The organism is uncultured Aquimarina sp. (genome assembly GCF_947492965.1).
GTDB lineage: Bacteria > Bacteroidota > Bacteroidia > Flavobacteriales > Flavobacteriaceae > Aquimarina.
The window spans coordinates 93,634-114,798 of sequence record NZ_CANLOZ010000003.1; the positions used below are offsets into that span (position 1 = coordinate 93,634).

The window sequence follows — 21,165 nt, forward strand, 5'->3', positions numbered from 1 at the left end:
GTTCGTTTTATGTATGTTAAAATGTATATTTAAATTGTAATCCAATGTTTACACCTCTTTTATAACTAGATAGAGCAAACTCTTCTATTGGATTAATTTCGTTATTAGCGTTTCTGCTGAATGGAATTCCTAATGTTGTAAGAACATCTTCTGATATGGTAGCGTTTTCACGTACTCTTTCGATTGTTGGGTTCAACAAGTTTTTAACACTTAGGTTGATTTCAAAGTTGTCACGTACCTTGTTTTTCCATACAAAATCTAATGTTGGTACTCCTTTTTCTACAATATTTCCTAATTGTCCAGCTCCTAAAGCATCAATACGATCAGAGAAATAAGAGAACACTAGGTTTGCTACAGGTTTGTAATCGCCAAAAGTTGGTGTATAGCTTACATCGGCATTGATTAAGAATGGTGATGCACCTTGTAATTGATCAGAGTCTCTGTTAAAATTGGTGTTGAATGTACCAGAAACTGTTTTTAAATCTTGTCTGGTAGAAGTGTAGGTAATATTTACACCAGCAGAAAGAAGGTTTTCTTCTTCAGAAGTTTTTAATAATGCCTTACGTGCTTCTAGTTCTATACCAAATACCTCTGCTTTGTCTCCTGTTCTAAAGAAACGTTGTGTTCCGGTAGCATCATTTGCAGATACTAAGTTTACAGGGTCATTGATCTGCTTTGCAAAAGCTGCGACAGAGAATATCTGACCTTGATCGAAGAACCATTCGTATTTTAAATCTAAATTAATGATCGAAGAGAATGCAGGATCGTTTAATAGATCTGGGTTACCTCCAATACGATCGGTTACATTTTCATATACAAATGGAGCAACTTCTTTAAACTCTGGGTTAGAAACTGTTCTACTTACCGAAAAACGTAAGTTTTGATCTTCATTTAAAGCATATTTTACGTTTAAACTTGGTAATAAAAAGGTTTCAGTAGCTTCATTACGTCCAGGATTGTTAAATGCAAGATTGATTACATCATATTCGATACTCTGGTTAAAAGATTCTACACGTAACCCAGGAACAAATGTCCACTTGTCACCATATTTATAGATAGCATTTGCATACAGTGCATGAATATCTAAGTTTCCAGTATAGGTGTTTTCTGCAAGTCCTGGAAGGTTAGTGTCTCCTAATCCGATAGAAGGATCTAATGGATTTATCACCACTGTATTATACGTAACGCCTAAGTTGTCGATACTAAAGATTGAATTGAAATCATTAACATCTGTAACTTCGGTTCTTGGTTCTATAATACTTAGTCCAAAACGTTGGTTATCAAAATCACGTTGTTTGATTCTTCCGTTGTACCCAAAATTAAAGGATAAATTTTCTTTATGCTCATACGCTACATTTACTCGACCGTTCCATTCTTCGTCTTCAATGTTTTGGAAATAACGTTGGTTGTCGAAATCTACGTTGCGGAAAAGAACTGGGTTTGTAGTAGGATCATTATCCAATGCCAAGTCGAATTGTTCTAGAGCGATACGCTTTCTGTCTGGTTGGCGAGCTAGTACACTGTTAAAACCAATTCCGTAGTCAACTTTTATTTTTTCGTTAATGTTACTTTTTCCAGAAAGTTGGTTTACATAGATCATGTCTTGTTCGAATTGTACATTTTGTGTAAAGAATCCAAAATCATCAATATCGGCGATGGTGTTACGGTTAAACCCGTTTCCATCGATTCCAAAACGTCCTACTTCATCTGTAGCATCATTAATGAATAAAGAGGTGAATTTTAAGCTATGATCTGAATTGATACGATATACAATATTTGTCATTGCAGTAGTAGTTCTGCTATATTCAAAAATTTCAGTATCTCTAAATATTTGGTTTTCTGCTGCAGTTACATTGGCTGCTTCCCCTCTTAGATATTCGTAACTGTTTCCAAAAGATGCAGTTCCAAATATACTTAGCTTAGATTCTTCGCCAATATCCCAAGATTTTCCTGCTGTAATAGATCCAGAAAGCCCAACAGGTCCTTCTGATGAAACAGGATCTACTCCATGAGATAGTACGACAGCAAAAGGATCATTTTTATATCTATTATAGAACCCAAAGAATCCTGTACCTTCACTTTTTACAAATCTCTCGCCAATAGCATTGGTATTTATACTATTCCCTAAATCAGCATTTATATAAGCTTTTCCTACATGTTCTTTAGCAATTATATCTACATTACCAGCAGCGAAGTCTCCATAAAAATTAGCAGCATAGGTTTTGCTTACTCCAATATTTTGGATAACATCAGAAGCGAACAACCCAAGATCAATATTTTTCTTGTCTACATTGTTTGCAGGTAGCGATAATCCATTAAACGTGGTGTTTAGATATCGATCCCCTAGACCTCTAACGTATACATTACCACCACCTTCTTGTTTTGAGATTCCTGAAATTTTAGTAACTGCAGCTGCGGCGTTACTTACTCCTTTGTTAGAAAGCTCCTGTGCACCAATACTTTGTTTTTGTACTACGGCTCCTTTTTGATCCAAAAGAAGTGCTTGCACACTTTCTTTTTTTCTACTAGTGGTTTTAATAACAACTTCATCTAAGGCAGCTGCACTTGCACCGATAGTAGCATTTACTGTGGTAGTCTCATTGGCTTTTACAACAACTTCTTTTTCTAAAGTTTCATAACCAACGAAGCTAAACTCTAAAGTATAAGTTCCTGGAGTTACATTTTCGATAGTGTATAAACCATCAAAATCTGTGGTAGTACCTTTGCTCGTGCCTTTTATAAGTACGTTAGCAAAAGGTAACGGTTGATTGTTTGCTTCTTTATCAAGCAAAGTACCGGCTATAGAGCCAGTTTCCTGCGCACTAACTATTCCAACAACGAATAGTGCACAGAGAATGACAATTTTTCTCATAACGTGTTCTAAATTCGGTGCAAATAACGTTAGCTATTGTTACCTGTGCGTTACTGAAAAATTAAATAAGAGTGATTATAGTGTTACGTAATTGTTATCTGAATAGAGTGTTTTTCATAACTTCTTTTCTGAAAATTGAAGCTATTTAATATTTAAAAACCTAATAATCAGTTTTTTGAAATATTTTTTTCAGGTAGTTATCTAAATGTTAACAATACATTTTTTCTGATTTATTGTAAAAATATATTTAATAATTGTTTTTATAAAAAAGTCAAATTTGTACATCTACAGGATTGATTTTTACTCGAAAAACAGGATATAAAAAAAACGCTCGAAATATTTTCCGAGCGTTTTCACATTATAAATTATTGTAGCAAATTTTACTATTGTTTGTAATTTACAACTACGTCACTTTTATTAGACCATGTTGTTACAGAAGCAACAGAATTGTCTGAATAGTTTACTTCTGATAATTTTTCACCTTCCCAGAAGAACCATTTTCCAGTTTTTACACCATTTTCATACTGTCCCATTGAGATTTTCTTTCCTGTCTCATCATAAGACTTCCATTCTCCGTGAAGTTTTCCTTCTTTATTGTAAAACCCTTGTTGACGAATTTCACCATTGTCATAATAATACGTTCCTTTTATAGTATTTCCTTCTTTTTCGAAAGTAGGTTTCACGTCTTGTGCCATAATTGCACCAGAAAAAAGAACTGCTAATGTTAATACTAAACTTTTCATACTATATTTTTTATTGGGGTGTTCTTAATGATTACATTACAAATGTAACATTAATTTTACTTTTAAACAACATTTAGGTAACATTAAATTAACATTAGATCTGTAAATATTTGTAAATCAGTATTTTGTTTATAAAACAAAAAGGTTTGTTATGGTTTTTTGTAAGGTTTAACAGTTGTATGTAAGATACAATTTGACCGTTTGCAGTGAAAAAAAAACAAGTAAAATCACTTTACAAAGTAACTGAATCATAGGTTTTATTGTTTTTTATTTACTTTCATGCTTTTGAGATTGCCAGAAAATAAAGGCTATATGAGATTGCTTATTAATTCATCAAGGGATTGATATGTTTTTTATTTTGAAATATATTTATCACAATCAATTTCAAACCCTTGTATATTCATTGTGAATCAATTGTTGTTTTTAAAGAATGTAAACTGCTTTTCGATTATGAAATAGTGTAAAAAAGATAACATTTCAATAACATACGGCAAGATTTTTAGTAACACTTTTGTGGTTTATAAGATTGTGAAGAAAATATGAACGATATTTATATTTTGATGATTGTAGCTTTAGCTTTTTTGGCTATTGCTGATTTGGTTGTTGGTGTTAGTAATGATGCCGTTAATTTTTTGAATTCTGCGATAGGTTCTAAAGCCATTTCATTTAGAACTATTATGATAGTTGCTAGTGTCGGTATTGCAGCTGGAGCTATTTTTTCTAGCGGGTTAATGGAAGTTGCCCGTAAGGGGATTTTTGTACCAGGAGAGTTCTACTTCGATGAAATCATGATCATTTTTATGGCAGTGATGATTACCGACATATTGCTGCTGGATTTCTTCAACACTCTGGGGATGCCAACTTCAACAACGGTATCTATTGTATTTGAATTATTAGGAGCAGCTGTTTGTGTAGCCTTACTTAAAATTGCTGCAGATGCGGATCTTTCCGTTGCCGATTTAGGTAACTATATAAATACTAAGAAAGCTGGTGAAATCATCGCGGGGATTTTATTGTCGGTAGTGGTAGCTTTTTCTGTAGGGGCTTTCGTCCAATATTTATCTAGGCTTTTACTGTCTTTTAATTTTGAAAAGAAAGCTAAATGGGTAGGATCTTTATTTGGAGGTATTGCCTTAACAGCAATTTTATATTTCATATTTATTAAAGGTATTAAAGGAACCAATTACGCAAAACTAATTGTAGACACTGTTTCTAATGATACACGCTTAGGATTTTTAGAATGGGCAAATGCTTATTTCGAAACCTCATATGAAACGCTAAAAGAAATGGCAAAAGCTAAAAAAGATCTTTTTAAGATCGATGCAGAGGCTGGAACCATCTCTACAACCTTAAGAGGATTTTTGGAAACGAATGTATTTACCATAGTTGTCTCTGGGTTTGCATTACTCTCATTGATTTCTTTTGTAGTAATGAACTTTTTAAAGGTTAATATTTATAAACTTATAATCATAGTAGGAACTTTTGCTTTAGCACTTGCTTTTGCAGGAAATGACTTGGTGAATTTTATAGGAGTTCCCATTGCGGCATATGAAGGGTATGAGATGTGGAGTGCATCTAATATACCTGCGAATGAATTTTTAATGAGTTCTTTGAGTGGAAAAGCAGAAACCCCGACATTATTTTTATTAGGAGCAGGATTAATTATGGTACTCACACTTTGGTTTTCTACAAAAGCCAGAAATGTAGTAAAAACCTCCATAGATTTATCTCGCCAAGGAGAAGGTGATGAAAAGTTTCGACCTAATTTTCTATCTAGAGGTGTTGTTAGAGGTACGGTTTTTATTTCGGAAGTAATTTCTTCGATTACTCCAGCAGCTTTTAAAGATTTTTCTGAAAAGCAGTTTGAGGAAGTTCCAGTTGCGGCTACGACTAGAAAGGAAGATCTTCCTGCTTTTGATATGGTAAGAGCTGCAGTAAATCTTATGGTAGCAGGCGTGTTAATTTCCATCGCTACTTCTATGAAGCTTCCACTTTCTACTACCTATGTTACTTTTATGGTAGCAATGGGTACCTCTTTAGCAGATAGAGCTTGGGGAACAGAAAGTGCTGTATATCGTGTGGCCGGAGTATTAAATGTAATCGGAGGATGGTTTTTTACAGCGATTAGTGCATTTTTGGCAGCAGCTTTAATTGCTTTCTTGATTAATTTTAATCAGCCAATTATGACCGGAGTGTTACTTCTAGTAGCAGTCTTTTTATTGGTTAGAAATACCATTAGATATCGAAATAAAACAAGAGCGGATAAAGCAGAAGATAGTCTAAAAAAATCTGAAAGTAGCTCTATACAAGGAGTGATAGAAGAGAGTGCTGACAATATCAAATCTTTTGTAAATCGAGGGAATAAAATCTACGGAAGTACCATTGATAGTTTAGCTAAATATGATCTTGCATCCTTAAAAAAGAGTAGAAAAGGGATCGCTAAATTGGAAACGGAAGTAGAAGAATTGAGAGATAGTATCTTTTACTTTATCAAAAACCTTGATGAATCCAGCGTTGGAGCCAGTAGTTTTTATATTTCTATTTTAGGGCATTTAGAAGATATTACACAATCCCTAGAATATATATCTAAAAATAGTCACAAACACGTAAATAATAATCATAAGAAACTTAGATTTAATCAAATCAAGGATCTAAAAGAAATTGAGGAGCAACTACAGGAGTTTTTTGGGAGTATCAAAGATATTTTTGACACCAGAGAATTTGGAAAGTTGAATGCTATCATCGAAGAAAAACAAAATCTCTTTACCTTAGTTACAGATAAAATTAATAAACAAGTAGAACGAACAAGAACAGAAGAAAGTAGCCCTAAAAACACAACTCTTTACTTTGGGTTGTTGATGGAAACTAAAGATCTTGTAACAGCTACTATGAATTTATTAACTACCTACAGAGATCATCAGGATTAGATGATTATAGAATATCTCATAATGTTAGCTTAATGTTAAGGTTATGAAATATTTATGTTAGTTTATTGTTTATAGGTTCTATAATTAGCGATACTTCATTTTAAGCTAGTATATTTACCACTACTGAAGTAATTCAATTAGAAAAATGAATAAAAAAGACATCACCATTTTACTTGTAGACGACGAACCTGATATTTTGGAAATTGTAGGATATAATCTAACTACCGAAGGTTACAATGTCTTAACAGCAGAAAATGGAAACGAAGCTGTAAAAATTGCAAAAAAGAAAAAACCACATTTGATTATTTTAGATGTAATGATGCCAGAAATGGACGGAATCGAAGCTTGCGAACAGATTCGTAAAATGCCAGATTTGCAAAATACCATTATTACCTTTCTAACTGCGCGTGGAGAAGACTATTCTCAGGTAGCAGGATTCGATGCTGGAGCAGATGATTATATCACTAAACCTATTAGACCAAAAGTTTTAGTAAGTAAAGTAAAAGCATTACTTCGTAGACTTAAAGAAAATGATGCTTCCGAAAATGTAGTGAAGATCGGTAATCTTGTTATTAACAGAGATGAATACAAGATTGTAAAGGATAAAAATGAAATTATATTGCCAAGAAAAGAATTCGAATTATTATCTTTATTAGCCTCAAAACCTGGTAAAGTCTTCAAAAGAGAAGATATATTAGACAAAGTTTGGGGTAATGAAGTGATCGTTGGAGGACGTACTATAGATGTTCATATCCGAAAGCTTAGAGAAAAACTAGGTGATGATAGTTTTAAAACCATAAAAGGGGTAGGCTATAAGTTTGTGATATAATGGCAGAAAATTTTAAAAGATCGTACAGGTTTGCATACCTGTCATCTTTATACATAACAATACTACTAACGCTCATAGTGAGCGTTTTTTTATATGTTCAGAATCAATTTAATATTCTGTTTGTATTAGGCTTTATGATTATATGTTATGGAGTTGCTTTTCTAATTATTCAGTATCGAGTTCAGAAATTTATTTACCGTAGAGTTCGGAAAATTTATGATGATATAGAAATGTTGGATGTAGATACCAGAGGCGAAAGTCCGGTTACTACCGATATGAGAACCTTAATAAAGGAAGTAGAAAAATTTGCGCAAAAACGTAAAACAGAAATAGAAACATTAAAAATCAGAGAAGATTATCGTAAAGAATTTATGGGTAATGTTTCTCATGAGCTCAAAACCCCTTTGTTTACAGTTCAAGGGTATATACTAACGCTGTTGGATGGTGCTATGAATGATCCAGTGATTTTAGATAAATACCTTAACAGAGCCAATAAAGGAGTGGAAAGGCTGATTTATATCGTAAAGGATTTAGATATGATCACAAAGCTCGAAGTTGGTGATCTTAACTTAAATTATACCAATTTTGACATTGTAGAATTAGTGCAAAGTGTTTTTGATCTTTTTGAGATGAAAGCCGCTAAGAAAAATATTGCTTTGACTTTTGATATGAACTATCAAACCCCGATCATCGTTCATGCCGATAAAGAACGTATTCAGCAGGTATTATCTAATCTTATTGTAAATTCTATTAAGTACGGAAAAGAAGATGGTACTACAGAAGTCAGCATAGAAAATTTAATACGTAATAAAGTAATTATTAGAGTTACGGATAATGGAGAAGGTATTGCTGAGGCACATATACCTAGACTTTTTGAACGTTTTTATCGTGTGGATAAAAGTGGTTCTAGAAAAGAAGGAGGTTCTGGTCTAGGACTAGCTATTGTAAAGCATATTATCGAAGCACATCACGAACGTATATATGTAGAAAGCGACTATCGAATTGGAAGTGAGTTTTCATTTACTTTGGAAAAAGTGAAAAAGTTCCCTGTAGTCGATGTCAGTACTAAAACTGCTTAGTCCTTTATACATATTAAGATCATATAATTTTTTTAGGGTAAACTCATTTTGTTTACAACTTGGAACCAACTTATTATTCGTTAGACGCTGAGCAAGATATTCTTGTTCAAATTGACCAGGAGTAGGTATAAAGAATGCTTTTTTCTTAAGTTTTGCAAGATCCATTACTGTAGTGTATCCAGATCTGGATATGATAATATTACTACTGTTAATGGTATTTTGAAGTGCAATGCCTGTTAGGTAATTATGAACGGTAATATTATTCTTAACATAGGTTTCGTGTTGATCTTCGATGACACCTCTTACAAAAACGATTTTTTTGTCACTACGTTCAAATTCTTGAAATAACTTCTTCTCCAATAAAGTGCGCTGAGGTTCCGGTCCAGAGAGCAGTACCATAATATCATATTTCTTTGGCAAATTCTGATAATTGAACCTGCTTAAAGGTCCTAGATAGGTAACCGGAATATTGCTTCGTTTAGGATGTCCTAATTCTCCACTTAAACTTGGATCGTCGGCCATGTCTGGTACCCAGCATACATCAAATTTTTTGATATACTTATTATGAATTTTTGTACTTATAGAAGTTGTACTTCCACTTAATACCGTTAGCTGATGTGTAATAAAAACTGATGGGAGGCTTTTATGTCTAACACCCATTCTATTATCCGATATAATGCCATAGTAATCATCAGATTCTATAATTTTTTTAGTAGCCTTTTTTTCAGCTGTAATAGCATGAGCAATTTTTGGACTGTTTAAGAGCATCTTTAATTTAAAGTTACTAGCCTTTTTGGAATACTCTATATTATAGGAAGGAATTTCTTTAGCAGTTAAGTTTGGAAACTCCTTTTTAAGCAATGCAAGAGCTACTCCATCAGAAGCAATAACAGGTTCAAAACCTTCATGGATTAATGCGTTTATTATAGGAATACAGCGAGTAGCGTGACCTAATCCCCAATTTAGCGGTGCAACAAGAACTTTTTTACTCAAAATCAGTTGTTTTGTAAATTAATCATATAAAAAAAGACATCGTCTAATTTTAAAATTAATAGTATTCTCGTAAGTATATATTTCCTTAATTTTACCAAAAAATTATGTTTAGGTTAGTGAAGCTTTACATTCAAAAGCGAAGCGCATTGCATGTATTAGCTGAACTAATCCCGTTGAAGAACGGGATCCATTAGATTATGTGTTTACGTTCAAAAGCGAAGCGCATTGCATGTATTAGCTGAACCAATCCCGTTGAAGAACGGGATCCGTTAGATTGTAGTTTACATTTGAAAGAGAATCTAACGTGAGTATATCATCTTAGTTGCTTGATCTTATTTTAGAAGTAAAATAAATAATTGAGATCTGAGCGTAACATAATCGGCATTAAACAGTCAAATACATATAAGAAGAATAAAATCAGTGGGAAGTAAAAACAAATTAAAGCGTTTTAACGAAAACAAGATTTTTCAGAATGTGGTAGAGCCAACCAGGGAGGAAGTGTTGAACAATGCTCTTGGTTATAAAGGGAAATGGGGTGAGAAATTTTTTAAAAACCAAAATCCGATTGTATTAGAATTAGGATGTGGTAAAGGAGAATATACTGTAGGATTAGCAGAAAAATATCCAGATAAGAATTTTATAGGTATCGATATTAAAGGTGCTCGATTTTGGCGTGGTGCAAAGACAGCCATCGAAAACGAAATGAAAAATGTCGGTTTCATTAGAACACAAATCGAGCTAGTGGAGTATATTTTCGATGCTAATGAGATCGATGAAATTTGGATCACCTTTCCAGACCCTCAGATAAAATATAAGCGTACAAAACATAGAATGACTAACCATCAGTTTTTACAGCGATATAAAAATATCTTAAAGCCAAATGGTATTATGCATCTTAAAACAGATAGTGAGTTTATGCATGGATATACCTTAGGATTGTTACATGGAGAAGGACATGAAGTACTTTATTCGAACCATAATGTATATCATCAGGAGGGTTCGCCAGAAGAGGTAACTTCTATTCAAACTTTTTATGAAAAACAATACCTAGAACAAAATAAACCTATAACTTACATCCAGTTTAAAATTACCTAAATTGCGTCATCGATTTGGAAACTACTAAACTCTTTTTAGTTACTTTTTTTGCTTCTCTAGTTGGAGTAATTCCTCCAGGATTGATCAATATGACGGTAGCTAAAACATGCTTAGAAAGGGGGAAGAAAAATGGCATTTTGGTAGCCATTGGAGCATCTTCCATAGTTTTTGTACAGGCATTATTTGCAATATTACTAGCAAAATATATCTTCTTTAATCCGTATGTAAAGAATATGCTGCTTAGAACAGGAGCAGTGATATTTTTTTTAATGGCAATTTATTTTTTTGTGAAGGCAAAACAAAGAAGAACCAAAATGAAGGTATACAAGCATGCAGGTTCTCGCAGTTTTTTTAAAGGAGTAATGATGTCTCTGGTAAATGTATTACCAATACCTTATTTCTGTACTATAGCAGCTGCCATGAGTGTAAGTGGTAAGATAGAATACGATGCGCTTCGAATTTTTATATTTGGAATTGCAGCAGGAGCAGGAACTTTTGTAACGCTCTATTTTTATGTATTATCGTTTTTAAAAATTGAAAAGAAAACTGCTTCTATCACTAAGTATTCCAATTATTTTATGGGAATATTGATGCTGATTTTAGTAATGCTCACCGTTGCAAGGATAATTTATACCTGGAACGAGGGATAATAGGAACACTATGAGTACTAATACAGACAATAATTTCTTTGATAGGGTATATGAGGTGGCTAGATTGATTCCGTACGGAAGAGTGACATCTTACGGGGCTATCGCTAAATATCTTGGAGCTGCAAGAAGTGCGAGAATGGTTGGTTGGGCTATGAATGCATCTGGAAAACAAGAAGATGTACCTGCACACCGAGTAGTAAATCGCAAAGGTGTATTAACTGGGAAACATCATTTTGAAGGTACTAACTTAATGCAGCAGTTATTAGAAAGCGAAGGTGTAGAGGTTATTGAAAATCAAATTCAAAATTTTGAAAAATTATTCTGGGATCCTATGAAGGAACTATAATCGTAGTGATTTAAGAACACTAATTTTTAAATAAAAAGGCCTAACCCAACCGAAATAGTAGAGAAATTAAATCCACCAATTCTCAAGTATTCATACCCTCCAATTATTTTATATTGATTGATATGATAATTCAATAAGCTGTTTAGTCTGTTTGAAGAAAAAGAGTTGATAAAAGATTGATTGTAATTGATTTCAATACTCAATGGATTTATAAAGAAATATTCTGCGCCAATACCGTAGGTAAAACCAAATTCTTCTACCTCTCCAGCAATATATGTAGCTCCTACACCCCAATAAGCATTAAATTTCTCTGTTCGGATTCTGTTATATTTAGCAAGAATGGTATAGGTAGCCAGAGAACTATTGCTATAGAAAGATTCATGTTCCCAGAGTTGTAGATAGTTAGCTTCTAAACTCATTCTTTTTAAAAACCGAAAATCTATATGAGCAGTATTGCCATATAATTGGTCTGTATCTTTTAGGAATCTATTAGCGGCTGTAATTCTGTATAGATTCGTGTCTGCTCCCCAATTATATGAGTAATTACCTTTATTGGAGATAAAATAAGGGTGTTTGGTAATAAATGCTTTACGCCCTTTATGTTTTCTTTCCATCGGGCTTTCTATTAATCCATAGTACGTGGCATACAAACCAATCTCCACAAAAACTTTGGTAATTCTTCCTAAATTACGATCATTTTGAGATAAAAGATTATCCGAGCTATTAGGATTAGTTCGAAATATATCAGCGTTATTTTCCTTGGATAATCGCTGTTGTGCAGTTTCTAGTGAACCTTGACCAGAAGCTGTTAGTGCAAAAAATAACAAAAGGCAAATCATGCCGATAATTCTTTTCATTGGGGCTACAGATTTTAAATCTTAATAGCCAAAAACACAAACTGTACCATTTTGGAAAATTTCATTATCAGCATTGCCAATATTATGATAATTCATTTCAATTTATAGGTTTTAGAATCTTAACTTTTAGAGCTATCTTTGCAGTTAAATTTGCTTTAGGAAAAGAATTATTACAAATGAAGTTAGAAAAATCAGAGATCATAAAGGCTTTAGAGACTATCACAGTTGCAGGAGAAGGTAAAAATATGGTAGAAAGCGGAGCTGTGAAAAACGTAATTACTTTTGGTGATGAGGTGATTGTAGATTTAGAACTGTCTACACCAGCGCTACACATCAAAAAAAGAGCTGAAGTTGATGTGATGAAGGCTATCCACGCTAACGTCTATGAAAAAGCTAAGGTAAAAGTAAACATTAAGGTAAATGCTCCAGCACCGAAACCTCAGGAACCTAACGTGATTAAAGGGAAACCAATACCAGGAATTAAAAATATTATTGCCGTTGCCTCTGGTAAAGGAGGTGTTGGTAAATCTACAGTAACTTCTAATTTAGCAGTTACCTTATCCAAAATGGGATTTAGTGTGGGGCTTTTGGATGCTGATATTTATGGTCCTTCGGCGCCTATTATGTTTGATGTAGAAAGAGAAAGACCATTATCTGTAAAGGTAGGTGATAAATCTAAGATGAAGCCTATAGAAAGCTATGGAGTAAAAATCTTATCGATAGGATTTTTTACGCAACCTAATCAAGCAGTAGTTTGGAGAGGACCCATGGCGGCAAAAGCATTGAACCAAATGATTTTTGACGCTGCTTGGGGAGAGTTAGATTTCTTATTATTGGATTTACCACCAGGTACAGGAGATATCCATTTATCGATTATGCAATCTTTACCTATTACTGGTGCGGTGGTAGTAAGTACTCCGCAAAATGTAGCATTAGCAGATGCTAGAAAAGGGGTAGCTATGTTCCAACAGGATAGTATTAAAGTTCCCGTTTTAGGAATTGTAGAAAATATGGCTTATTTTACTCCAGAAGAGCTTCCTAACAATAAATATTATATATTTGGGAAAGAAGGAGCCAAAAACCTTGCTGAAGATATTAATGTACCATTTTTAGGAGAGATACCTTTGGTACAGAGTATTCGTGAAGCGGGAGATGTAGGTCGCCCTGCAGCATTACAAACGGCTACTTCTATAGAGAAAGCTTTTGAAGAATTGACAAGAAATGTGGTGCAAGAAGTGGTAAATAGAAATGAAAATTTACCGCCTACAGAAGCAATTAAAATAACAACAATGGCAGGATGTTCTGCAGTAAAAAAATAGAAAATGACATCTGAAGAATTAAAGATTAATGTAGAGAAAGCGCTTGATGAGATCCGTCCGTTTTTAGAAAGTGATGGAGGTAATATCTCATTGGTAGGTATTGAAGATGATAAGAGAGTCAAAGTTCAGTTAGAAGGAGCTTGTGTAGGTTGTAGCGTAAATCAGATGACGTTAAAATCTGGAGTAGAGATGACCATTAAAAAATATGCTCCTCAGATCGAAGAAGTTGTAAATATAGAATAATCTATATTTCGTTAATACAAACAAAAACATATGCTCAAGAGGATTATTTCTCTTGAGCATATGTTTTTTTAAGACCAAATAATGGTTGTAAAAACGGGATTTTTAGAATGATAAAATGGTAGATAATCCAGCTAATTAAAAAAGTTCCTAATACCATAATGATAAATTTCAGAGTGATATTCCATTCTAAATTCATCAGATAATATCCTATACCTACAGTAATAGTTTGATGTAGAATATAAAAAGGATATACGGCTCTATTACAATATGCGAGGATGTTACTTCTTCTATTTAAATACTTTGCCGCATAACCAAATAGTACTAATATCCATGACCAGAGATTAACCACCTTTACTACACCTTCTGAGAAGTGAATAATTATGCTGTCTTTACCGATTACCCAGATGATAGTTTGTATGATGAATGCAATAATTCCAATCCATAAGGCTCTTTGCTTAAATAATTGAATTCGTTCCCAAAAAATAGATCCGCAAGAGATTAACAAGAATCCGTAAAAAAATAGCACCATAAAATTGATAAATGTAAACCAGTCATCTATTAGTGCGTGGGTTACTGGGAAAAATGGTTCTATTAATGTTTCTATGAGATATAAAGGAATGATGAAAATATAAAACCCAAAAGGTTTTGTTAGTTGCCTTGAAAGCCATTGTAGTATTTTAGTATGTCTGTTTTTCAGGAATACTAAGATGGGTGATAGTAACAATGAGTATAGAAATAAGTATGGTAAAAACCACAAATGGTGCCAGCTGACATTACCTTCTGGATAGACTCCTGTATACGCTTCTGTAGTTAGATATGAAAAATAAGACCCTACAAATTCGTTTGTGGCTAATCTTTCAAAATAAATTTGTGGAGGTACAATTAATAGCATACCAAAGGCTAAAGGAATACCCAACCGTAAGAAACGTTCTAGATTAAATTGCCATAAACTTCTTTTGGATAAAGCGTAGTAAGTTCCCATTCCCGAGATAACGAATAAAATAGGAAGCCGCCATTGATTTAAGAATAACATAGGCCACCGCATTCCTTCTGAGATGTCATTGTTTTTAATATGCCATCCCCAAGGAACGAAAAACATTCCTACATGATAAAAAATAAGCAATGCAAATACGATTACTCGTAACCAATCTAAGTCGTATCGACGAATTTTTTGATCCATAACTTTTGAAAATTTGTTTCTCCAAAAGTGAAATAAATCTCTTTTTATTAGAGCAAAAAAGTGTCTAAATACGTCCTATATTGTAATACTACACCTTTTTTAATAATGTTAAGTTGTATTTTGTAAGGTTACAAAAGCCTTTGGAGACATGGCTACATGTTTTTTGAAAGCATTATAAAAAGCTGATTTTGAGTTAAATCCTACTGAGTTGCCAATAGCTTCAATCGTAAGGTGAGCATATTCTGGATTTGTTAATCTTTTTTTAGATAGTTCGATTCTATATTGATTAATAAAATCATTAAAATTTAAACCAGTAGAGGTATTGATGATCTGTGATATGTAATTAGCACTCGAATTTAATTCCTCAGATAATCTTTTTAAAGAAGCCGAACTGGTTAAATAAAACTCTTTACTTTCTACGAAGTTTTTTATCTCGTCTATAGAAATTTCTTGCCCCTTATAACTAGAAGTTTCATATTTATCTGCAATCCACGAATTTTCGAAAAATCTAGATTCTGATAACAAAACAATACCTGTTATAGTAACTATTATGGTATGAAAGATAAAAATATAATGATCTCCTCCATCGTCATCATAGTTTAAATACACTATAAAAATCAGTAAGAAAAATGCAAGTAATCCTATAGACGTATTCTTAGAAAAATCGAATTTGTCAATCCTAGTGTATTCTGAATTTGTCTTTGCTCTTTTAGCTTTATGTATGATGATAAGGCGAATAGAAAGTACTATATAAAAAACAAAGCTAAATAAAACCAACCATCGGAATTCATCCTTAATCAATTGATAGGTGTAGTCTGTGTTTTCTGGAACTACAGCTCTTTTTACATGAGGATAGTAAGCTCCTAAATATGCATTTACTTTTACCGAAATAGGTTCTAAATAATATTGTATTTGTGTAAAAAAGTATAGAATAGCTGGTAAGAAATGTACACTATGCTTTTTTATTGTAATAGGTTTTCTAACCAGAAGAGAGTATACAAATAAGTAAATAGATGGTGCTAAAAGTAAAACTAAAGGTTCTGTACTGTCATTAAAATGGAGTACATATTTTATCAAACCTGTATAACATAAAAAAACGTCTGTAGCTATAATGGATTGTATAAGTAATGACCACCCGTAAATTCTAAATGCTTTACTTTTTTTAGAAGTTCTTAGAAGAATTACCAAACTGATTAGTAATCCTATAAATATACCAAGACTAATAAAATAGGAAGCAAAATTATGTCGTATAGGAATTTGATCTATGATCTGCTGTACTTGTTCCATAGCAGCAATGGTTTATTCTGTAATAAAATCTGTTAACTTCTGAGGTCCTTCTAACGGGACTCTAATTATTTTTAATGTACCACCATCTGTTGTAGCAATTTGCCATTTGATTAGCGTGATACAACCATTTTCAATTTCAATTCCAGTAATTGATCTGGGATGTACACAGCTTCCATCATTAAAAAGTGCTAATTCACCTGCTTCTGGAAAACGAGGGCGATGCGTATGCCCTATGATTGTAAACTGATTTTTGTGATTCGAAATCCATTTTTTTATTCGCTTCTCTACTTTTTTAGTCTCTCTATAGTTTTTAGCAGGGCTTGTAGGATCTGCAATACCCACTACCTGCAAAGGTTTCCACAACACGCGAACCAAAAATCGATTGATTCTCCACCCAACATAGTTCATAAAGTCTGCCTGATGGCCATGTAATAAAAAAATGTCTTGTTTAGTATTGGTATGTCTTAGAATAATTGCTTCATGATATTCAATATTTGGAAAAAGAGGAACATCATCATCAATCTTTCGATCATAAAAAGAACTTAGATACTTTTTTACATATTTTGGATCTCTATATACCATATCATGATTACCCCAAATCATTGCTAATCTATCATTAAAATAGAATTTCTGGAGTAATTCATACACATTTTTATGTGCTCTCAGAATAGTTTCAAAATGTATATTTTCCCATAGTTCATCCCCATCTCCTAATTCGCAATAGGTAAATCCTTCGCTAAAGTAATGTTGTAAAGCATGGAAATAAATATTACGATTATTCGCAAAATCATCGGCAAAACTGTTATCACCTCTATGGCAATCACTAAAAAGAATAAACTTAGAACTGTCATCAAAAGGGATAACTTTTGCGTTTTTATAAGCGCGATCCAAACGGGATTGAGATGACATAGAAGGTACTTTTTGTATAAATATACAATACTCTATGTTTTTTAAAAGCGTAGTACTTGATAAATATTATGGATGACTAAGAGTTCGATTTTTTCTTAAATGGAAATTACTTAAAATCATTAAAAAAGCTACAATATATAACCACCATGTTTGATTGTAGTTTAGATAATAGGCAATAAGTAAAATGAATAATCCAACGGTGTATACTATAATATTGATCCAGGATTTATTTTTATAATGCTTCCACATTAAAATAATACTTCCCAACAGGAATAGAGCAAGTATTACATATTTCCATTTAGAATTATATTCTAATTGATCGAAACCGATGTAACTAAAAAATGAAGCATAAGCAGCCCAACAAAATGCACATTTAGGAAATAAAAAAAACACAACAGCGGATAGTATATTTAGAACACTCATCTTTTTTGTAGAGCTACCAGATGGTTTATTAGCATTTTCGGTAGTACAAGAGCAAGGTTTATTTTTAAAGGTATACATATTGCTGTTGTGTTTGGTTATGAAACTAGACTCGATAATCGAGATTACATAATATTTACTTGGTATTATCAAAAATTAATTAGATGAATACTATTTGAGTAAAACCGTCTACTTTGAGGGTTTTTTAGGGACACCTTTTTCCCATTGTGCTTTGCCTAATAACCAACTAAAATCTCCACTCAATTGATCTCCAGAAGTTAACTTTCCGTTCTTATATAGGTAGATGCCAGCACTAGAGTGACATCCCATACAACTCTCTGTACCAAAAATAGTAATATCACTTACTGGATTTGCCTCCATTAAATTTGAGGCAGATTGATTCCCTCCCTGAAAAAAGGTCTCCATTGTGATATTGGTAAGTAATGCAAGATTTGGATTTCCACCAGGTTTGTTAACTACAGATTCTGGTACTTTATAACCACTTTCTGTGTGATTGCCAGGAGGGACATTCTGATCTAACGGATATTGAGTGTCGATTAATCGATAGTATTGCCAAACACTTTTTTGTTGTTTAAAATAGGTCTGCATTTTTTCATTAATTCGCTGTACTCTTACGGGTATATCTACCATTCGTTTTGCCTGAGTTTTCATCACATCACTGTTGGCAAAATATTTATCCGTACTACTAGAAATTGTCCAGAAATCTCCATGAACTCCTTTATTATGAGTATATGTTGTTCCGTTTTTTGTAACATCTATGTTTACAGGACAAATTTCGCAGTTAGGGTCTGTAAGCGATGGAGGAATTACTGTAGTTTTTCCGTCTTTTTCAATTACATTTTGATCTAAATTATCAATATGCTCAAAAGTGGACCATACCCATTGTTTGCCTGTCGGTGTTTTTTGACTAATATGAAAACCAATCATTCCTAAATCTTTTTTAACTAATGAAGTGCCATCTGGACCAATAATATATCCTTCTTCTGTATAATAGCGATCTTTATAATCTTTGACAGTAAGTATTTTCCATGCAAATTTGATTTCTACAGCTCCTAATTTATTCTCCTCATAATTCCCTTTAGGAAAATTAGCAATTCCAGTTTCTGAGAACTTAGTCTGACCATTAATATTATAAAGTTTATTAGAAACGATATAATCGAACTCCTCTTTATTCATGAGTACTTCATATACAACTACATTTCCGTTTTGATCAAAAAGTTTTCCGGCGAATGCCTGATCTACTTCATCTGCGATATCAAAGTTTTTACTGCTTGTAGGTGTGTTTTTAGAAAGCACTACACGTGCATCGTTATTAGATAAAATAGCATCTGATAAACCTAATCCCGAGGTAGTTCTTGGACTTCCCCAAGGAGCTGGAGTTTTTCCGTCTGCTCTGTAAACCTGAAATGCTTCTTTCCATCCTAACCAAGTAAGTTCTCCTTTATCTGTAAATTTTTCTGTTGGCTTTCCTTTTTCATCTCTTGGCCACATAATTGCAATAAAAGCTTGCCAACTGTATTCATTGAACTTTTGATTTAGTCCAAAAATGTCTTTTTTGTCTTTGAATTTTTGCTGAATTACTGGATTTACATCTACTGGAATATCGGGAGAAAATGTTACAGGAGCTGGAATTTTTTTGTAATCATTAGTATTTATAGTAACTTCTGCAGTATCGATCTGCTCTTTAACGGTAACCTTGTCTTTACAAGAAAAGAATAACATCGAGATACATGGGATTACCCAAAGCTTATTAAAATAGGTGTATAAAAGTTGTTCTGTGCGTTTCATAATATATAATTTTAGGTTAATTAGTTATTGTTTGTAATCGCTGTCTTCTTTCCCAAAATGAAGAATTAGAGTAACGTTGTTCTTGTGCATAGTATTCTTGCCTTTTTTTTAAGTACCCTTTATAATCTTGCGTAATAATGTATTGGTACTTTGGTAACGCTGAGGGATCTCCTTTTAAAAAATCAACAGTAGCATAAGCTGCAAATTGACTCATTGTTAGAGATTTGAAAATTCCTAAGGAAGAAATAGGATCGTAGCTGGATGCAGCATCTCCAACAGCCAGCCAGGAATTACCGACGGATGAGCTTAGAAATTGGGTATGTGCAGCAACGATTTGTGGTTCTATGAGACTTGCTGAGTTTTTTATTCTCGAATTTGTATAGTTTGTTTTAAATAGGTGCTTGTCAAAAATATCGGTTCTTCGAATTTGCATTTTATTTGCAATATCTGCATCTGTCATGTATGCAATTACCAGTTTTTCATTAGGCAGTGTAGCGCTATACCACCACCCATATGGATCGGTTTCTACAAAGATGCCAGTACCTAAATCTGTTTTATTAGAATTGGCAATATTATAAAAGCGGTAAATACCTACCATTCGATCTTCTTTTATTTTAGTCACTTGTTGAAGACATGAAAAAGCAGCTTTTTTTCCTGTAGCATCAATAACAAAACGGGATTTGATAATTGTTTGTTTCTGATTTGAATTGGTCTTTAAATACCAGAATTCGGATTTTTTTTCGGAGGATAAGACACTAGTTTTAAATTGTATAGATACTCCCTTTTTTTTGGCTTCTTTTATCATAAACTGATCAAAAGTCAGTCTATCCAGATGCCAGCCATATCCATAAGTAGAATACATATATTCATTATAATACAATTCGGAAGAACCCCATGAAGCAGAGGTGCCATAAGACTGTTGGAAATTACACTTTACGAAAGAATCCCAAATTCCTAATTGTTGTAATTGTTGAGATGCTTGCGGAGGAATGGTTTCTCCAATTCTCGGTAAATATGCATCATTGGGTAGCATTTCTATTGCTCGTTCTATGATCACAATAGATAAAAAAGGCGCTTTATTTTTTAAGGCTATTGCTGTTGCACATCCTGCAACTCCACCACCTATAATACAAACATCATATGTCAGTTTCTTGTTGGTCATTAATTATAGTCTTGTTTTACAGCAATCCATTGTGCAACCACTCCAGCTGGAGCTGTAGATTTACTATTAGGTCCTGTAGGATGAGGAATTGCTCTAACGATAGACCCCACAATTGCAGGGCGTTGGTCAACGCCATTCATCCAGTTCGGAACGAAATATCCTAAATAATTATAGATCCATTCGGCTCCTCCAACAATACCTTTTCCTTGGAATTGTAGTGTGAAAGGATTGCCGTAGCCAATTGATCCTTTTAGTTTTAATTCCCATCCAGGACCATAAATCAGACCATCTAATGTTTGAAATGGAGCTTCGTTTATTTTTATATTTCCCCTTCCAAATTCTAAAGAATCAAAGTCTGCATCCAGATCAGGATTACTTAGAAAACTTCGATAGGTCCATATGCCAGTTAGAATTTCCGGTACAGAGTTAATAGCTGTATTCATGA

General features: G+C 33.3%; 19 protein-coding genes. 8 read left to right on the forward strand and 11 right to left on the reverse strand.

Annotated features, from left to right (window positions below; all coding sequences use genetic code 11):
* Positions 1-16: 16 nt before the first annotated feature.
* Positions 17-2,872 (reverse strand): TonB-dependent receptor, encoded by a 2,856-nt coding sequence (locus tag Q1B37_RS08585; protein ID WP_299605144.1) that lies wholly within the window; start codon positions 2,870-2,872, stop codon positions 17-19.
* Between the two features lie 383 nt (positions 2,873-3,255).
* Positions 3,256-3,615, reverse strand: a complete 360-nt coding sequence (locus Q1B37_RS08590) for a nicotinic acid mononucleotide adenyltransferase (protein ID WP_299605147.1) — start codon at positions 3,613-3,615, stop codon at positions 3,256-3,258.
* A 539-nt stretch (positions 3,616-4,154) separates the two neighbouring features.
* On the opposite strand from Q1B37_RS08590, the gene Q1B37_RS08595 reads away from it, so the two are divergent.
* The 3 genes from Q1B37_RS08595 to Q1B37_RS08605 all read left to right on the forward strand — a co-directional run bounded on the left by Q1B37_RS08595 (position 4,155) and on the right by Q1B37_RS08605 (position 8,450).
* Positions 4,155-6,542 carry an inorganic phosphate transporter gene (locus tag Q1B37_RS08595; protein ID WP_299897870.1) on the forward strand — a complete coding sequence of 796 codons (2,388 nt, stop codon included), beginning with the start codon at positions 4,155-4,157 and terminating at the stop codon, positions 6,540-6,542.
* A gap of 145 nt (positions 6,543-6,687) precedes the next feature.
* Positions 6,688-7,371, forward strand: coding sequence for a response regulator transcription factor (locus Q1B37_RS08600; RefSeq protein ID WP_299897873.1), 684 nt, complete (start codon positions 6,688-6,690; stop codon positions 7,369-7,371).
* Positions 7,371-8,450 carry an ATP-binding protein gene (locus Q1B37_RS08605; RefSeq protein WP_299897876.1) on the forward strand — a complete coding sequence of 360 codons (1,080 nt, stop codon included), beginning with the start codon at positions 7,371-7,373 and terminating at the stop codon, positions 8,448-8,450. Before Q1B37_RS08600 ends, Q1B37_RS08605 begins: the two co-directional genes overlap by 1 nt.
* Here Q1B37_RS08605 and Q1B37_RS08610 read toward each other — a convergent pair.
* Positions 8,388-9,443, reverse strand: a complete 1,056-nt coding sequence (locus tag Q1B37_RS08610; protein WP_299897879.1) for a glycosyltransferase — start codon at positions 9,441-9,443, stop codon at positions 8,388-8,390. The genes Q1B37_RS08605 and Q1B37_RS08610 overlap by 63 nt on opposite strands.
* A gap of 420 nt (positions 9,444-9,863) precedes the next feature.
* On the opposite strand from Q1B37_RS08610, the gene trmB reads away from it, so the two are divergent.
* Genes trmB through Q1B37_RS08625 form a run of 3 tightly spaced genes read left to right on the forward strand, consistent with a single transcriptional unit; the run spans position 9,864 to position 11,534 of the window.
* Positions 9,864-10,538 carry a tRNA (guanosine(46)-N7)-methyltransferase TrmB gene (gene trmB / locus Q1B37_RS08615; RefSeq protein WP_299897882.1) on the forward strand — a complete coding sequence of 225 codons (675 nt, stop codon included), beginning with the start codon at positions 9,864-9,866 and terminating at the stop codon, positions 10,536-10,538.
* 14 nt (positions 10,539-10,552) lie between these two features.
* A complete protein-coding gene (locus Q1B37_RS08620; RefSeq protein WP_299605159.1) occupies positions 10,553-11,188 on the forward strand; it encodes a LysE family transporter in 636 nt (211 codons plus the stop codon).
* Positions 11,189-11,198: 10 nt separating this feature from the next.
* Complete coding sequence (locus tag Q1B37_RS08625; RefSeq protein ID WP_299605161.1) at positions 11,199-11,534, forward strand: MGMT family protein; 336 nt, start codon at positions 11,199-11,201, stop codon at positions 11,532-11,534.
* A 26-nt stretch (positions 11,535-11,560) separates the two neighbouring features.
* On the opposite strand, the gene Q1B37_RS08630 is transcribed toward Q1B37_RS08625, so the two are convergent.
* Positions 11,561-12,391 (reverse strand): hypothetical protein, encoded by an 831-nt coding sequence (locus tag Q1B37_RS08630; protein ID WP_299605164.1) that lies wholly within the window; start codon positions 12,389-12,391, stop codon positions 11,561-11,563.
* A gap of 176 nt (positions 12,392-12,567) precedes the next feature.
* On the opposite strand from Q1B37_RS08630, the gene Q1B37_RS08635 reads away from it, so the two are divergent.
* Both Q1B37_RS08635 and Q1B37_RS08640 read left to right on the forward strand, forming a co-directional pair.
* On the forward strand, positions 12,568-13,710 hold the full coding sequence (locus Q1B37_RS08635) for an Mrp/NBP35 family ATP-binding protein (RefSeq protein ID WP_299897885.1): 1,143 nt from the start codon (positions 12,568-12,570) through the stop codon (positions 13,708-13,710).
* Between the two features lie 3 nt (positions 13,711-13,713).
* Positions 13,714-13,953: a NifU family protein gene (locus Q1B37_RS08640; RefSeq protein WP_027394883.1), complete on the forward strand. Its 240-nt coding sequence runs from the start codon at positions 13,714-13,716 to the stop codon at positions 13,951-13,953.
* A 43-nt stretch (positions 13,954-13,996) separates the two neighbouring features.
* Here the strand turns inward: Q1B37_RS08640 and Q1B37_RS08645 are convergent, their stop codons facing one another.
* From Q1B37_RS08645 to Q1B37_RS08675, 7 genes are all read right to left on the reverse strand, one after another.
* Positions 13,997-15,133 carry an acyltransferase family protein gene (locus Q1B37_RS08645; RefSeq protein ID WP_299897888.1) on the reverse strand — a complete coding sequence of 379 codons (1,137 nt, stop codon included), beginning with the start codon at positions 15,131-15,133 and terminating at the stop codon, positions 13,997-13,999.
* A 108-nt stretch (positions 15,134-15,241) separates the two neighbouring features.
* Positions 15,242-16,420: an AraC family transcriptional regulator gene (locus Q1B37_RS08650; RefSeq protein ID WP_299897891.1), complete on the reverse strand. Its 1,179-nt coding sequence runs from the start codon at positions 16,418-16,420 to the stop codon at positions 15,242-15,244.
* Positions 16,421-16,432: 12 nt separating this feature from the next.
* Positions 16,433-17,329, reverse strand: coding sequence for a metallophosphoesterase (locus Q1B37_RS08655; protein WP_299897894.1), 897 nt, complete (start codon positions 17,327-17,329; stop codon positions 16,433-16,435).
* A 66-nt stretch (positions 17,330-17,395) separates the two neighbouring features.
* The gene (locus Q1B37_RS08660) at positions 17,396-17,830 is read right to left on the reverse strand and encodes a hypothetical protein (RefSeq protein ID WP_299897897.1); all 435 of its coding nucleotides are present in this window, start codon (positions 17,828-17,830) and stop codon (positions 17,396-17,398) included.
* Between the two features lie 108 nt (positions 17,831-17,938).
* Positions 17,939-19,558 (reverse strand): hypothetical protein, encoded by a 1,620-nt coding sequence (locus Q1B37_RS08665; protein WP_299897900.1) that lies wholly within the window; start codon positions 19,556-19,558, stop codon positions 17,939-17,941.
* Positions 19,559-19,574: 16 nt separating this feature from the next.
* Positions 19,575-20,720 carry an NAD(P)/FAD-dependent oxidoreductase gene (locus Q1B37_RS08670; protein ID WP_299897903.1) on the reverse strand — a complete coding sequence of 382 codons (1,146 nt, stop codon included), beginning with the start codon at positions 20,718-20,720 and terminating at the stop codon, positions 19,575-19,577.
* Entirely contained in the window at positions 20,720-21,163 is a 444-nt protein-coding gene (locus Q1B37_RS08675; RefSeq protein WP_299897907.1) for a hypothetical protein, read from the reverse strand. The genes Q1B37_RS08670 and Q1B37_RS08675 overlap by 1 nt, the downstream gene beginning before the upstream one ends.
* Positions 21,164-21,165 lie beyond the last annotated feature (2 nt).

Excerpts from the sequence above, each read along its gene's own strand:
- Q1B37_RS08585 (WP_299605144.1), bottom strand. The coding sequence starts at position 2,872 with ATGAGAAAAATTGTCATTCTCTGTGCACTATTCGTTGTTGGAATAGTT.
- Q1B37_RS08590 (WP_299605147.1), bottom strand. The coding sequence starts at position 3,615 with ATGAAAAGTTTAGTATTAACATTAGCAGTTCTTTTTTCTGGTGCAATT.
- Q1B37_RS08595 (WP_299897870.1), top strand. The coding sequence starts at position 4,155 with ATGAACGATATTTATATTTTGATGATTGTAGCTTTAGCTTTTTTGGCT.
- Q1B37_RS08600 (WP_299897873.1), top strand. The coding sequence starts at position 6,688 with ATGAATAAAAAAGACATCACCATTTTACTTGTAGACGACGAACCTGAT.
- Q1B37_RS08605 (WP_299897876.1), top strand. The coding sequence starts at position 7,371 with ATGGCAGAAAATTTTAAAAGATCGTACAGGTTTGCATACCTGTCATCT.
- Q1B37_RS08625 (WP_299605161.1), top strand. The coding sequence starts at position 11,199 with ATGAGTACTAATACAGACAATAATTTCTTTGATAGGGTATATGAGGTG.
- Q1B37_RS08630 (WP_299605164.1), bottom strand. The coding sequence starts at position 12,391 with ATGAAAAGAATTATCGGCATGATTTGCCTTTTGTTATTTTTTGCACTA.
- Q1B37_RS08635 (WP_299897885.1), top strand. The coding sequence starts at position 12,568 with ATGAAGTTAGAAAAATCAGAGATCATAAAGGCTTTAGAGACTATCACA.
- Q1B37_RS08640 (WP_027394883.1), top strand. The coding sequence starts at position 13,714 with ATGACATCTGAAGAATTAAAGATTAATGTAGAGAAAGCGCTTGATGAG.
- Q1B37_RS08645 (WP_299897888.1), bottom strand. The coding sequence starts at position 15,133 with ATGGATCAAAAAATTCGTCGATACGACTTAGATTGGTTACGAGTAATC.
- Q1B37_RS08650 (WP_299897891.1), bottom strand. The coding sequence starts at position 16,420 with ATGGAACAAGTACAGCAGATCATAGATCAAATTCCTATACGACATAAT.
- Q1B37_RS08655 (WP_299897894.1), bottom strand. The coding sequence starts at position 17,329 with ATGTCATCTCAATCCCGTTTGGATCGCGCTTATAAAAACGCAAAAGTT.
- Q1B37_RS08660 (WP_299897897.1), bottom strand. The coding sequence starts at position 17,830 with ATGTATACCTTTAAAAATAAACCTTGCTCTTGTACTACCGAAAATGCT.
- Q1B37_RS08665 (WP_299897900.1), bottom strand. The coding sequence starts at position 19,558 with ATGAAACGCACAGAACAACTTTTATACACCTATTTTAATAAGCTTTGG.
- Q1B37_RS08670 (WP_299897903.1), bottom strand. The coding sequence starts at position 20,720 with ATGACCAACAAGAAACTGACATATGATGTTTGTATTATAGGTGGTGGA.
- Q1B37_RS08675 (WP_299897907.1), bottom strand. The coding sequence starts at position 21,163 with ATGAATACAGCTATTAACTCTGTACCGGAAATTCTAACTGGCATATGG.